Raw genomic sequence first — 12,937 nt, 5'->3', positions numbered from 1 at the left:
ATGAGCGCCGCGCCGTCGCCCGACGGCGCGGCGCTCCTGTAAGCTCGAAGGGTTGCCATCGCCCGCGGATACGTCATGCGCTTTGCCTTCGTCGCCAGCGATACACCGGTCGCCCAGCAGGCACGCCGCAAACTGGTCGCCCAGTACGGTGACGTGCCACCGGCAGGGGCCGAGGTGATCGTGGCGCTGGGGGGCGATGGCTTCATGTTGCGCACGCTTCATGCCCACCGGGACGGCGAGTCTCCGGTCTACGGCATGAAGCTGGGGCGGGTCGGCTTCCTGATGAACAAGCACCGGTTGGACGACCTGCCCGGGCGCATCGCGCGGGCGCACGCAGCGACGCTGTATCCGCTCGAGATGCACACCACCGACGGCGACGGCGTGCAGTCCACGGCGATCGCGTTCAACGAGGTATCGCTGCTGCGCCAGAGCAACCAGGCCGCCCATCTCGAGGTCAAGCTCAACGGCACGGTGAAGCTGTCCAACCTCATCTGCGACGGAATCCTGGTTTCCACGCCCGCCGGCTCCACCGCCTACAACCTGTCGGCGCATGGCCCGATCCTGCCGCTGGATGCGAACGTGCTGGCGCTGACGCCGATCAGCCCGTTCCGGCCTCGGCGCTGGCGAGGCGCGATCCTGCCGCATCTCACCGAAGTCGGCCTGCGTGTGCTTGATCCGGGCAAGCGGCCGGTCAGTGCCACCGCGGATTTCCACGAGGTAAGGCACGTGCGCGAGGTGCTGATCCGCCAGGCACGAGACCGCGGCGTGCGCTTGCTGTTCGATCCCGAGCACAACCTCGAGCAGCGCATCCTCGACGAGCAGTTCGCGCTCGACTGACCGATCCGTGCCTGGGCAGGATGCGCTAGATTGGGTGCCATGACCGTGTACTTTCCCGATGCCCACGACCCGGAAGCCAGCCGGGACAACCGGCTGGTCGTGGCGATTTCCTCGCGAGCCCTGTTCGACCTCGGGGACAGCCATACGCTGTTCGAGCGCGACGGGCTGGATGCCTATCGCCAGTTCCAGATCGAGCACGAGGAAGATATCCTCAAGCCGGGGGTGGCGTTCCCGCTGGTGCAGAAACTGCTGGGGCTGAACCGGCTTGCCGGGGACGTGCCGCCGGTCGAGGTGATTCTGCTGTCGCGCAACTCCGGCGATACCGGGCTGCGCATCTTCAACGCGATCCAGCACTACGGGCTGGAGATCAGCCGCGCGGCCTTCACCAGTGGCGCACCGACGTCCGACTACGTGGCGCCGTTCAAGGCCGACCTGTTCCTGTCCGCCAATGCCGAGGACGTCGGGCGTGCGCTGGCGGCCGGCGTGGCCGCGGCGACGATCCTTCCCAGCACCGCGCCGCCCCGTGCCAGCGAGCAACTGCGGATCGCCTTCGACGGTGATGCGGTGATCTTCGGTGACGAGGGTGAGCGGGTCTCGCGGGAGGAGGGCTTGGCCGCCTTCCATCGCAGCGAGCACGAGAATGCGGCCGAGCCGCTTTCGGTCGGTCCATTCCGTGGGTTCCTGACGGCGGTACATCGGCTGCAGGCGGCGTTCCCCGCCGAGAATTCGCCGATCCGTACCGCGCTGGTCACCGCGCGTTCGGCGCCGGCACACAAGCGGGTGATCCTGACCCTGCGCAAATGGGGCGTGCGCATCGACGAGGCATTGTTCCTCGGTGGCCGCGACAAGGGGCCGTTCCTCGACGCGTTCGGTGCGGACATCTTCTTCGATGATTCGCCGGCCAATGTGGAATCCGCTCGTCGTCACGTAGCCACCGGGCACGTGCCGCATGGCGTGAGCAATCGCTGAGCGGACCGGCTGGACCTCCAGCGTGCGGTGATGGCGCGGCGCGTTTGTTCTATGGTGGGCTGCCGCCAGGGTGGCGGCTCAAGGAGGAATCACCATGAAGCCGATTCATCGCTTGCTCGTTTCCGTACTCCTGCTGCTGACCGTCGCCGGTATAGGCAGTGCGGCAGCCCAGACCGTGATCGTCGTTTGCCACCCCTGCATCCTGACCTACCAGGACTGCCTGGACAGTGGCCAGTCGCCCAGCTACTGCCAGACGCGCACCTACGCCTGCTGTCCACCCATGTCCTCTACGCAGGCGGGTGTACAGCCGGTCGCCGATCGGGCGAACAAGTCCGGTAAGGCCTGAAAATGGCGGCCAGCGCGTCGTGCGCTGGCTTCGCGGGGCGCATGGCGCCCCGCATTCTTTCGATCTCAGGGGACCGGGTGCCCCTGGCTGGCTGTCCAGATCGCATACCAGTCCTCGTTGTCCAGGCGCAGCTCGAGCGCATCTAGCGCCTCCCGGATGCCCTCGATGCGCCCGCTGCCGGTGATCGGATGAGGCCGAGAGGGATGACGTAGGATCCACGCATAGGCCAGGGTGGCGACACTGGTGCCCATGCGCCTGGCGATGGCACCCATCTCGCCTCTGAGCCGGACGGCACGTTCGTCCTGTCCGGAAAAGAGCCTGCCGCCGGCGAGGGGGGACCAGATCATCGGCCGGCGGTCCAATGCCTGCGCCTGGTCGAGGGTGCCGTCATCGAGCGCATGCAGCGCCAGCGGCGAGAGCTCCAGTTGGTTGGTGACGAGCGGATGATGGCGATTGAGCAGGTCGAACTGCCGGGCGCTGTGGTTGGACACGCCCCAGTGCGCCACTTTGCCCTCCGCACTGAGTGAGCGGAACGTCTCGGCCAGCACGGCGGCATCCATCAGGTAGTCCGGGCGGTGGATCAGCACCAGATCCAGTCGCTCGGTCCGCAGCTGGACCAGCGAGCGCTCGACCTGGCTGCGGACATAGGCGGCCGATGTGTCGTAGTGATTGATCCGGTAGGGACGGTCGGCGGAGCGCAGCCGGATGCCGCACTTGGTGATGAGCTGCATCCGATGTCGAAGCGCGGGGGCCGCCTCGAGCGCCTCACCGAACAATCCTTCCGCGCGGTAGTCGCCATAGATGTCCGCCAGATCGAACGAAGTGACTCCCAGGTCGAGCACCCGCTCGATCCAGTGCACGCGCTGGGAGACATCCAGTTTCCAGTCCGCAATGCGCCACAGGCCGGCGACGATCGGAGAAAGTCGAAGCGGGTTCGATGTCATCGAGAGATTCCGTGGCCGGATGAGTGGGCGGTAAGGGATGCTGCATCAGGGCAGCGGCTGGCGGCGCCACCAGCGGGTGACCTGCTCCTCGCGGACGAGGGTGAACAGGCCGGCACCGAGGATCAGCGCGATGCCCACCAGCATGGGCCAGTCGAGCCGATCGCCGAACAGCCAGTAGCCGAAGCCGATCGCCCACAGCATCTGGCTGTACTGGGTCGGCGCGATCCGGTTGGCCGGCGCAAGCAGGGTAGCCAGCATCAGCAGCACGCCGGCGATCCCCTGCATCAGGCCGTAGCCGAGCAGCCTGATCGAGGCGGAGGGGTCGGGCCAGGTCATGTGCGGCAGCATCAGCAGTCCGCCCACCAGCAATGGGCCGATGACGCCTGCGCCGTAGAGGCTTATGCGCTTTTCGTGTTGACCGGCCAGGCGCATGGCGACCATCGAGACGGCCCCGGACAGCCCGCAGGTGATTGCCGCGAAGTGACCGATGCCCAGTTGCCGGAATCCCGGGCGAAGCACCACGAGAACTCCGATGAATCCGACCACGACCGCCATCCAGCGGCGCCAGCCGACGTGCTCCCGCAGGAAAAGCACCGACAGCAGCGTCACGAAGATCGGCATCAGGAAGATCAGCGCGAATGTCTCGGCCATCGGCAGCAAGGTGAAGGCGATCACCGCGCTGATGTTGCAGACCGCACCGGTGATGGCGCGAATCCACCAGACCCCCGGACGCCGTGCGATCACCAGGTCGCGCAACCGGTCGCCGGGGGCGCGGATGAAAGGTACAGCGCCGAGGCAGAGCAGGGCGCCGACGAACACGACCTCGTAGGCCGGGATCGCTCCGCGAAGGGATTTCACGCAGGCATCGCTGATCGCATAGGCCGCGTAGCAGGCGAAGCCGAGGATGACACCTTGGCGCATGAAGGGGAGGGCGGGCAGGAAGGAGGCGCATTGTCCCATGCCGTCCAGCCCGAGGGAGGCGTAGCAAGAAAAAACCCGCCAGGCGATGCCGGGCGGGTCGGTGATGGTGGAGGTGGCGGGAGTCGAACCCGCGTCCGAAGGCGCTCAACGCCCAGTACTACATGCTTAGCTCACCGTTGGATCTCATCCCGCGACAGCACGATGTGCGAAGCGCATCGAAGGACCAGCCTGCTTGATTTGACCCTGGCCGACAGGCGGCGGCTTCGGGCGATCCCGTGATGATGACCCTACATCCACGAGCACGAGCACAAGTGGGTTCGGGGCTAGGCCTTAAGCGGCCAGAGCGTAGTTGTCGTCGTTGGCAACTATAAGTTTGCGGCTGGATTTACGAGGAAAGCTGCCCCCTCGGCATGCACCAGGCCATCTCACTACCCCCGTCGAAGCCAGAACACCCCCGGGGAAACGCGAAACAGCTCGAAGAGTATATGTGGCCGGCACGCCGTCATTCAATGAACGGATGCGATCACGCGGCCTTGTTGTGCGAACGCATCGTGCGCTGCTTTTCCCGCTGCCAGTCGCGCTCCTTGGCCGTGTCGCGCTTGTCGTGCTCCTGTTTGCCGCGTGCCACGCCGATCTCGACCTTCACCTTGTTGCCCTTCCAGTACATCGCGGTAGGTACCAGGGTGTAGCCCTTGCGCTCGGTGGCACCGATCAGGTGGTCGATCTCGTGACGGTGCAGCAGCAGCTTGCGGATGCGGCGATCCTCGGCGATGACGTGCGTGGAGGCGCTGATCAGCGGCGGAATCGAGGCTCCGTAAAGGAACAGCTCGCCGTCGCGCACGATCGCGTAGCTCTCGCCGAAGTTGATCCGGCCAGCACGCAATGCCTTCAGCTCCCAGCCCTGCAGGGCGATGCCCGCTTCGTAGCGCTGATCGATGTGGTACTCGTGGCGGGCACGCCGGTTCAGCGCGATCGTGCCGCCGCCCTTGGTGTCCTTGTCCTTGCTCTTGCTCATGTCCGCTAGACTTCCGGGCGGTTGCCCTGTGCTGGGTCGGCCTCATATCCGGCAGGCCAACCTTTGAATCGTGATTTGTCGAGAGGCTTTGCGTGATCGAAATCCGCCGCAGCGCGCTGGTGACCTATACCCCCGCGCAGATGTTCGATCTGGTGAACGACGTGGAAGCATACCCAAAGCGCTTCGCCTGGTGTGCCGGTTCCCGCGTGCTGGAGCGCGGAGAGAACATGATGGTGGCGCGGCTCGACCTCAAGATGGCCGGCTTCAACCAGAGCTTCACCACCCGCAACACCGCCGAACGTCCCGAGCGCCTTCAGATGAGTCTGGTCGACGGGCCCTTCCGCAGCCTGGAGGGCCTGTGGACGTTCCAGGCTCTGGGGGAAAGCGGATGCAAGATCGCGTTTTCGCTCGACATCGACTACGGCGGCGTGATCGGAGCCGGCGCCATCAAGCTCGGTTTCCAGGGGCTTGCGGGCCGGATGGTCGAAGACTTCACGCGCGAGGCCCGGCGTGCTTATGGCTGACCGAGCGGGTCTGATCCAGGTGGATGTCGTGGTCGCCATGCCTGGCGCCGCATGGAGCACATCTGTCGAGCTTCCGCTGGGAGCGACTGTCGCCGATGCCGCCGCGGCTATCGAGCGCACGGGATGTCCCCAAACCGCCGCCGAGGCCATCCGTGCGAAGCGGTTGGGCGTATTCGGGCGCCGCGTTGACGAGAAATTCGTCCTGGGCGACGGTGACCGGCTGGAACTCTATCGCCCGCTCACCGCCGATCCGAAGGAAGCGCGCCGACGGAGGGCGGCCCGTCCCGGGTGAGGGGACAGGCTATATGCGGCCTCAGTGCTGGTCGCCGCCTGCGTCAGTCGTGCCTTCGCTCTTGTCGCCCTTGGCATCGTCGACCGGATAGCTCACCTTGAACTTCTGCGTCTCCTTCAGCAGCTTCTCGGCGTCTTCGGCGAAGAAGTCGCCTTCGGTGCGCACCAATGTGTCGTTGTTGAAGGTCAGGGTGAAGGTGCGGATCTTGATCGGACCACCGCGGTGCTGCTGGGTCGAGACGTAATCCCAGCGATCATGGTCGAACGGGTCGCTCACCGAGGGCGATCCCAGCAGGACCAGCACCTGCCGCTTGGTCATGCCGGGCTTGAGTTGTTCGACAGCGTCCTTGGTAAGGATGTTGCCCTGCTGCACGTCGGGGGTATACACGAGTCGGCAACTGGCCAAGGAAAGCGCCAGAGTGGCGAAACCCAGCGTGCGAATCAGCTTTTGCATGCGTGTTGCGTCCCGAACGTAAAGGTCACGGATGATACACTAACGGCCTTGCGATACCGCCCGCGGAGCCGGCAATGGATCAGGAAACCAGAGAGCTGCGCAAGGCAGGGTTGAAGGTCACCCACCCGCGTATGCGCATTCTCCAGATCTTCGAGGAAGAGGGTGTCCACCACCTCTCTGCCGAGGACATCTACCGCCGCCTGCTGGCTTCGCAGGAGGACATCGGACTGGCCACCGTTTACCGGGTGCTGACCCAGTTCGAGGCGGCCGGCATCCTGATGAAGCACAATTTCGAGGGCGGGCAGGCGGTTTATGAGCTCGACCGTGGCAAGCACCACGACCACATGATCGACGTAGACAGCGGCAAGGTCATCGAGTTCGTCAGCGAGGAGATCGAACGCCTGCAGCGGGAGATCGCCGCCAAGCATGGCTACGAGCTGGCCGACCACAGCCTGGTGCTTTATGTCCGTTCCAAGGACAGCCGGTCCCGGTGACGCGCCCGGGCAGGGAGTGACCGTCCGGGGTCGCGCTCAGGCGAGGGGCTGGCCAAAAGAAGGGCGAAAAAAAGCCGCGGATGGACTCCTGTCCATCCGCGGCTTATCCGCTACCTGAAGGCGAAGGATCCGGGCGAGTTGCTCGCGAAAATCCTGTCGCCGAAGGTATCGGCCGAGCAGCAATCCTTGCCGCCCTTCGAAGCCACCGTCCCCACGGTGACTTCGGCTCGCCATCTTGCAATGGCGGCTCCCCCACATCGATGGAAGGATCCTAACGAAGCCTTCACGAACCGGGTATCAGAAAAATTCCTAGACGTGACGTACCGGCGGGTCGGCCTTGCCGGACGAAATGTTGCCACGCAACAAAATGCGTAGATGGACGCCCGGTGCACCCGGTCGCAGGCGGAACAGCCCGCCAAGCGAGGTCACGCGATCACGCATGCCCTGCAAGCCACGCCCCCCTCGCGGGAGCGTCCCCGGAAGGCCGATGCCATTGTCGCGGATGTCCAGCAGGGCGAGCGGGGCGCCATGGCGCTCGCCAATGCGCAGCCGCAGCCGGAACTGGCTGGCCTGGACGTGCTTGACCGTATTGGTGGCGCTTTCCTGTACCAGACGGTAGATCGCAGTGCGGGTATCGTCGTCGAGCAATCTCGGGTCGCCGTAAAGATCGGTGACGTACTCCACGCCGGCAGCGTCCAGCAGATCCCTGATCGGACCCTCTTCGAGTGCCCGGAGCAAGCCGAACTCGTCCAGCACGGCCGGGCGAAGATCGTCCAGCAGCCGGTGCAGCGCACGGCGCATGTGTCCGAGGATGGCATTGACCGAGTGGACCACATCCTCCATTCCCGTCGCCTGCAGCCGGCTCTGGGCCAGCTTCATGTGCGTCTGGATGGCAGTGATGTTCTGGCCAAGCTCGTCATGGAGTTCGGCGGCCATGTAGCGTCGCTGGCTTTCCTCGGCCTGCAGGTTGCCGCGAGCGGCGTCGCGCAGCTGGCGGGCAAGCTGATCGAGCCGGCGGTTCACGGCGGCGAGATAGACATTCTGTTCGGCGACCCGCTCGCTGCTGCGGCGCAGGGCATCGGTGGCGGAGCCGAGCATCAGTGCACCGGTTCCCGCCACGGCCAGGAACAGATAGCCGGAGGCACTGGGGACCGGTTGTCCGACCACGAAGTCCACCAGGCTCATGCCCATGCTGGTGGTGATCATGGCCAGGCTGGCGCCGCGCCAGCCGTGGCGAAAGGCGAAGAACATCACCGGGGCAAGCGACAGCACACGGGCGAACTGCGGCTGCGGCGCCGCATGCTCGGAAAGCATCAGCAGGATGGCCATCGAAGGCAGCATGACCAGCAGACCGTCCATGATCAGGTTGGCGAGCATGCGCCGGCTGGGTCGGGCGCGGACCAGCATGATCATCAGCGGCACTACCAGCAGAACGCCCAGGTAGTTGCTCAGCAGATCCAGACCCAGGGCCTCGATCATCGGGCTGGACGGGGCGGTCTGGTGCATCAGGGCGAGCAGCGCGGCATCCACCGCGGTGGTCGCTGTGACCACGAGCACCGCAGACAGCAGCAGGCGGGTCACATCTTCCGGTACCCGCAGACTCGGATGGAGGTTGGCCTTGCGCAGCAGCCACAGGCCGGTGGCCACGATCAGCGGATCCGGCACGTCTCCGACCAGGAAGCCCAGCAAGCCCATCACCTCGTCGCGATGAACCTCCAGGAAGACGCTCGCCCCCAGTTCCATGCCAAGCAACCACGGCCACTGGCGCATCGGCGTCAGCAGCAGGGCGCCGAAGCGCAGGCCGAAGGGGAGCATCCAGTAGGGCTGTTCGGTCGGCCACAACAGCAGCCAGGCCGCCAGATAGCACACGCCGAGGAACGGGCCGGAGGCCAGGAGCCGGGTCGTTAGGGTCCGCATCGGGGCATGTTACATGTGCGATGCTTGGCGCGGTCGAGAGGGTGCGGCTGGGTGGAGAGGGGCATGTACAGCATTGTTCTGGTGGACGACCACGCCATCGTGCGTGAGGGGTTCAAGCGACTGATCGAGATGGAGCCCGACCTGGAGGTCGTGGCCGAGTGCCGCTGCGCCGATGACGCGGTGGATGCCATCAACCGGACTTCGCCCGACCTCGTGGCGCTCGACCTGTCGTTGCCCGACGGCAGCGGGCTGCCGCTGATCGAACACCTGCTCAGCGTGTCTCCCGGCAGCCGGATCGTGGTGCTCAGCATGCACGACGGCGAGCCTTACGTTTCGGAAGCTCTGCGTCGTGGTGCCAGCGGTTTCGTGACCAAGGGGGTTGCTCCGGAAGAGCTCGTTGCCGGACTCCGGGCGGTCATGGATGGGGAGTGCTACCTGAGCTCGGACCTGCGCCAGCGACGGGCCGAGCGGCCGAGCGAGGCACTCGACCCGATCCAGCGTCTGACCGCCCGCGAGCGGGAAGTCTTTCTGCTGCTGGCAGCCGGTCGCGCGCCCAAGCAGGTGGCGGCCGAACTGGGTATCGGCCAGAAGACGGTCTACATCCATCGCGCAAGCCTGATGGGCAAGCTCGGCGCCGGCTCGGAGCTGGACCTCTACCGGATGGCCAGCGAGCGCGGCCTGCTGGACGGGCCGGCGACCTGAGCCTCAGCCGGCCTGCGCCCGCTCCAGCATCTGCTTGGCGTGGGCCCGCGTCGCGGCGGTGATCTCCAGGCCGCCCAGCATTCGCGCGAGCTCGGCCTGGCGACCGGCCCCGTCCAGCGCCTTGATCAGGGTCGCGGTGGTCTCGCCGTCGCTGCGCTTGCTCACCTGCAGGTGGGCGTGGCCCTGCGCTGCCACCTGCGGCAGATGGGTCACGCACAGTACCTGGCGCCGGGTGCCGAGCGAGCGCAGCTTCTGCCCGACCACTTCGGCCACGGCTCCGCCGATGCCCGTGTCCACCTCGTCGAACACCATGGTGCCGACCGTGTCCTTGCCCAGCGTGGCCACCTCGATCGCTAGGCTGATGCGCGCGAGCTCGCCGCCGGAGGCCACCTTGCGCAGCGGCCGGGGCGGCTGTCCGGGGTTGGCGCTGACCAGCAGCTCGCAGCGTTCGCGGCCCTGCGGGTCGGGATCCCCGCCGCCGGCCGGCTCCAGTTCGATCGCCAGCGTGCCGCCGGCCATGCCGAGCTCGCCCATCAGGGCGCCGACTTCCGCCGCCAGGCGAGTGGCCGCGTCGCGGCGGGAGGCACCGAGGACGTCGGCGGCTTTCGCATACTGTTGCTGCAGCTTGTCGCGGCGGGCTTCGAGCGCGTCCAGCGCTTCGCCTGCGCCCTCCAGCTCGGCCAGTTCGCCGCGCAGGGCGACGAGCTTGTCGTGGAGATCGGCGGTGGGCAGGCGGTGCCGGCGGCCCAGTTCGTGCAGCCGGGCCAGGTGGGTGTCGGCTTGGGTGAAGCGCTCGGGGTCAAGGTCGACGTCCTGGGCGTACCGCCCGAGGTCGTCGGCGGCCTCGCCGAGCTGGATCGTGGCGTTGTCGACCAGTTCCAGCAGTGGCTGCAGCCGGTCGTCGATCGCCGCCAGCCGGGCCAGTTCGGCCTGGGTGCGGCCCAGCACGCGGCGCAGCGCGAATTCGCTGTCGCCGTCGATCATGTCGACCACCCCGGCTGCACCTTCGGCCAGCCGGCCGGCGTTGGACAGGCGCTTGTGCGAGGCCTCCAGCTCGGCCAGTTCCTCTGGCGGCAGCGCCCACTGCTCCAGTTCGGCGACCTCGTGGCGAAGCAGCTCGAGCTGGCGGTCGCGGTCCTCGCCGCCGCTGAGCTTGCGGATGCGGGCACCGACTTCGCGCCACTCGGCGGCCAGCGAGCGGACCTCGCCGAGAGCGGCCTCGTTCCCGGCGTAAGCGTCCAAAAGGGCCAGTTGGTGCCCCCGCGAAAGCAGCGCCTGGTGTTCGTGCTGGCCGTGGATCTCCACCAGCAACGCGGCCAGCTCGCCGAGCTGGCTGGCGTTGGCAGGGCGGCCGTTGATCCACGCGCGCGAGCTGCCTTCGGCGCGGATCACCCGGCGCAGCTGGCAGTGGCCGTCGTCGTCCAGTTCCTCGCGTTCCAGCCAGGCCCGGGCCTCCGGAAGTCCGGACAGGTCGAACTCCGCGGCCAGTTCCGCGCGGTCCGCGCCGGCACGCACCATGCCGCTGTCGGCGCGGGCGCCGGCCAGCAGCATCAGGGCATCGACCATCAGTGATTTGCCGGCGCCGGTCTCGCCGCTGACCACGGTAAGTCCCTGGCCGAAGACGATTTCGGCTTCTTCAACGACGGCGAAGTGTCGGACGTAGAGCGAAGTGAGCATGGAAACCGGTTCGATGGAAGAGGCTGAATTGTAGGGATGGCGGGCGGTAGGGGCGAGGCCCCCGGCCGCCGGATGCGGTCCGGCTTGCAAAGCCGCTCGCCACACCTTATTTGTTCCCCGTCTCAAGGATTGCCACAGCGCATGCGACAGCATCATGGCCACGAACTCGACGCCCGCGCCCGCAGCCTGCTGCGGTCGTTGATCGCGCAGTATCTGTCCGACGGCGAGCCGGTCGGCTCGCGCACGCTGTCGCGCTCATCCGGCCTGGACGTCAGTCCGGCGACCATCCGCAACATCATGGCGGACCTGGAGGAGGCCGGCCTGGTCGCCTCGCCGCACACTTCGGCCGGGCGCATTCCCACGCCACGCGGGCTGCGCCTGTTCGTGGACAGCCTGATCGAACTGCAGCCGCTGCATCGGGATGACATGGCGCGGCTCAAGCGCGAGCTGCCACCGCAGCCGGCGACCACGCGGGACCTGCTGGGCAACGTGTCCTCGCTGCTCTCGGCAATGACCCATTTCGCCGGTGTCGTCACCGTACCCAAACAGGGCGATTTTCCGCTTCGTCACATTGATTTCGTGGCCCTGCCGGATGCCCAGGTGCTGGTCGTACTGGTGTTCGCCGACAACCAGGTGCAGAACCGCATCGTCCGCCTGGCCAAGCCACTGGACAATCGCGAGCTGGAACAGGCGGCCAACTACCTCAACGCCCATTTCGCCGGGCTGCGGCTGGACGATATCCGCGCGCACCTGCTGCGCGAGATCCGCGAGGCCGGCAGCGAGCTCAACCGGCTGCTGGCCAGTTCGGTCGAGCTGGCCGCCGCCTCGTTCGCCCCGGTGGGCGAGGGCGAGGATGTGCTGGTCAGTGGCCAGACCAACCTGATGAACTACGCCGAGCTCGCCGACCTGGACCGCCTGCGCGAGCTGTTCGAGGCGTTCCAGAAGAAGAACGAGCTGCTGCAGCTGATGGAGATGTGCGCCCGGGCGCCGGGCGTGCGACTGTTCATCGGCGAGGAATCGGGCTTCACCGCACTGGATGGATGCAGCGTCGTCACCGCTACTTACGGTGCCCACGGTCGGGTGATGGGGGCGGTGGGGGTGATCGGACCGACGCGCATGGCCTACGAGCGGGTGATTCCGGTGGTGCAGGCGACCGCCGGGCTGCTCAGCGACGCCTTGAATCGGGCCGCGCCGACCTCATAAACGCCCCGGGAGGCGGGGTTCCCCGCATGTTTCGAGGGTCGGCAAGCCTTGCCGGCCCGGGTTTTCTGCTGGAGTGGGATTATGCAAAACAACGATCCGCAGGCGCCGGAGCAGGGCCGGGAAACGGCCGGCCAGGCCGAAGATCTGGCGGCGCTGCAGTCACGCATCGTCGAGCTGGAGGCCAGCAACGCCGAGCTTCGCGAGAGCGTGCTGCGCGAGCGGGCGGACCTGGAAAACCAGCGCCGTCGCCTGCAGCGTGACCTGGAGCAGGCGCGTCGCTTCGCCAACGAAAAGCTGCTCAACGACCTGCTGCCGGTCTACGACAGCCTGGAGCGCGGCCTGGCGGTGGAAGGCGGTGACGTGGCGGCGATCCGCGAGGGCATCAGCCTCACGCTGAAGGCGCTGCTCAAGGTGGCCGAGGCCAACGGCATGGCGCAGGTCGATCCGGTCGGACAGCCGCTGGATCCGGAACGCCACCATGCGGTCAGCATGGTCGCCGCGCCGGGCAAGGCGCCGGGCACGGTGGTGAGCGTGCTGCAGAAGGGTTACGTGTTGAACGACCGTCTGCTGCGACCGGCGCTGGTCGCCGTGGCGCAGGAGTGAGGCGTCGCCGGGCGCCGGTCGATTGACCGACGTCAAGCCA

General features: G+C 66.8%; 15 protein-coding genes and 1 other RNA gene. 9 read left to right on the top strand and 7 right to left on the bottom strand.

Annotation, left to right across the window (positions count from 1 at the left end):
* The first annotated feature begins 75 nt into the window (after positions 1-75).
* The 3 genes from C693_RS0103310 (at position 76) to C693_RS0103300 (ending at position 2,152) form a co-directional block, all read left to right on the top strand.
* Complete coding sequence (locus C693_RS0103310; RefSeq protein ID WP_017460832.1) at positions 76-837, top strand: NAD kinase; 762 nt, start codon at positions 76-78, stop codon at positions 835-837.
* A 39-nt stretch (positions 838-876) separates the two neighbouring features.
* The gene (locus C693_RS0103305) at positions 877-1,806 is read left to right on the top strand and encodes a 5'-nucleotidase (RefSeq protein ID WP_017460831.1); all 930 of its coding nucleotides are present in this window, start codon (positions 877-879) and stop codon (positions 1,804-1,806) included.
* Between the two features lie 94 nt (positions 1,807-1,900).
* Positions 1,901-2,152 carry a hypothetical protein gene (locus C693_RS0103300; RefSeq protein WP_017460830.1) on the top strand — a complete coding sequence of 84 codons (252 nt, stop codon included), beginning with the start codon at positions 1,901-1,903 and terminating at the stop codon, positions 2,150-2,152.
* Between the two features lie 65 nt (positions 2,153-2,217).
* Here the strand turns inward: C693_RS0103300 and C693_RS0103295 are convergent, their stop codons facing one another.
* From C693_RS0103295 to smpB, 4 genes are all read right to left on the bottom strand, one after another.
* Positions 2,218-3,096 (bottom strand): aldo/keto reductase, encoded by an 879-nt coding sequence (locus C693_RS0103295; RefSeq protein WP_017460829.1) that lies wholly within the window; start codon positions 3,094-3,096, stop codon positions 2,218-2,220.
* Positions 3,097-3,141: 45 nt separating this feature from the next.
* Entirely contained in the window at positions 3,142-4,017 is an 876-nt protein-coding gene (locus C693_RS0103290; RefSeq protein WP_026107144.1) for a DMT family transporter, read from the bottom strand.
* Between the two features lie 104 nt (positions 4,018-4,121).
* Positions 4,122-4,473, bottom strand: a transfer-messenger RNA (tmRNA) gene (ssrA, locus tag C693_RS22905).
* A gap of 67 nt (positions 4,474-4,540) precedes the next feature.
* Positions 4,541-5,032 carry an SsrA-binding protein SmpB gene (gene smpB, locus C693_RS0103285; RefSeq protein ID WP_017460827.1) on the bottom strand — a complete coding sequence of 164 codons (492 nt, stop codon included), beginning with the start codon at positions 5,030-5,032 and terminating at the stop codon, positions 4,541-4,543.
* A 92-nt stretch (positions 5,033-5,124) separates the two neighbouring features.
* Between smpB and C693_RS0103280 the strand changes: the two genes are divergently transcribed.
* Positions 5,125-5,556, top strand: a complete 432-nt coding sequence (locus C693_RS0103280) for a type II toxin-antitoxin system RatA family toxin (RefSeq protein ID WP_017460826.1) — start codon at positions 5,125-5,127, stop codon at positions 5,554-5,556.
* A complete protein-coding gene (locus tag C693_RS0103275) occupies positions 5,549-5,848 on the top strand; it encodes an RnfH family protein (protein WP_017460825.1) in 300 nt (99 codons plus the stop codon). Before C693_RS0103280 ends, C693_RS0103275 begins: the two co-directional genes overlap by 8 nt.
* A gap of 21 nt (positions 5,849-5,869) precedes the next feature.
* Here C693_RS0103275 and C693_RS0103270 read toward each other — a convergent pair whose 3' ends face one another.
* Positions 5,870-6,301, bottom strand: a complete 432-nt coding sequence (locus tag C693_RS0103270; RefSeq protein WP_017460824.1) for an outer membrane protein assembly factor BamE — start codon at positions 6,299-6,301, stop codon at positions 5,870-5,872.
* Positions 6,302-6,375: 74 nt separating this feature from the next.
* On the opposite strand from C693_RS0103270, the gene fur reads away from it, so the two are divergent.
* Complete coding sequence (gene fur, locus C693_RS0103265; protein ID WP_017460823.1) at positions 6,376-6,795, top strand: ferric iron uptake transcriptional regulator; 420 nt, start codon at positions 6,376-6,378, stop codon at positions 6,793-6,795.
* 309 nt (positions 6,796-7,104) lie between these two features.
* On the opposite strand, the gene C693_RS20995 is transcribed toward fur, so the two are convergent.
* Positions 7,105-8,712, bottom strand: a complete 1,608-nt coding sequence (locus tag C693_RS20995; protein WP_043598403.1) for an MASE1 domain-containing sensor histidine kinase — start codon at positions 8,710-8,712, stop codon at positions 7,105-7,107.
* Positions 8,713-8,775: 63 nt separating this feature from the next.
* Between C693_RS20995 and C693_RS0103255 the strand changes: the two genes are divergently transcribed.
* Positions 8,776-9,414, top strand: a complete 639-nt coding sequence (locus C693_RS0103255; protein ID WP_017460821.1) for a response regulator transcription factor — start codon at positions 8,776-8,778, stop codon at positions 9,412-9,414.
* A gap of 3 nt (positions 9,415-9,417) precedes the next feature.
* Here C693_RS0103255 and recN read toward each other — a convergent pair whose 3' ends face one another.
* The gene (gene recN, locus C693_RS0103250) at positions 9,418-11,091 is read right to left on the bottom strand and encodes a DNA repair protein RecN (protein WP_017460820.1); all 1,674 of its coding nucleotides are present in this window, start codon (positions 11,089-11,091) and stop codon (positions 9,418-9,420) included.
* A gap of 141 nt (positions 11,092-11,232) precedes the next feature.
* On the opposite strand from recN, the gene hrcA reads away from it, so the two are divergent.
* Both hrcA and grpE read left to right on the top strand, forming a co-directional pair.
* Positions 11,233-12,294: a heat-inducible transcriptional repressor HrcA gene (hrcA, locus tag C693_RS0103245; RefSeq protein ID WP_017460819.1), complete on the top strand. Its 1,062-nt coding sequence runs from the start codon at positions 11,233-11,235 to the stop codon at positions 12,292-12,294.
* An 81-nt stretch (positions 12,295-12,375) separates the two neighbouring features.
* Positions 12,376-12,897, top strand: a complete 522-nt coding sequence (gene grpE / locus C693_RS0103240; protein ID WP_017460818.1) for a nucleotide exchange factor GrpE — start codon at positions 12,376-12,378, stop codon at positions 12,895-12,897.
* Positions 12,898-12,937 lie beyond the last annotated feature (40 nt).

It is taken from the genome of Dyella ginsengisoli LA-4 (assembly GCF_000334915.1).
GTDB lineage: Bacteria > Pseudomonadota > Gammaproteobacteria > Xanthomonadales > Rhodanobacteraceae > Dyella_A > Dyella_A ginsengisoli_A.
The sequence above is the reverse complement of the archived record's forward strand: the minus strand, read 5'-3'. Positions and strand labels throughout refer to the sequence as shown.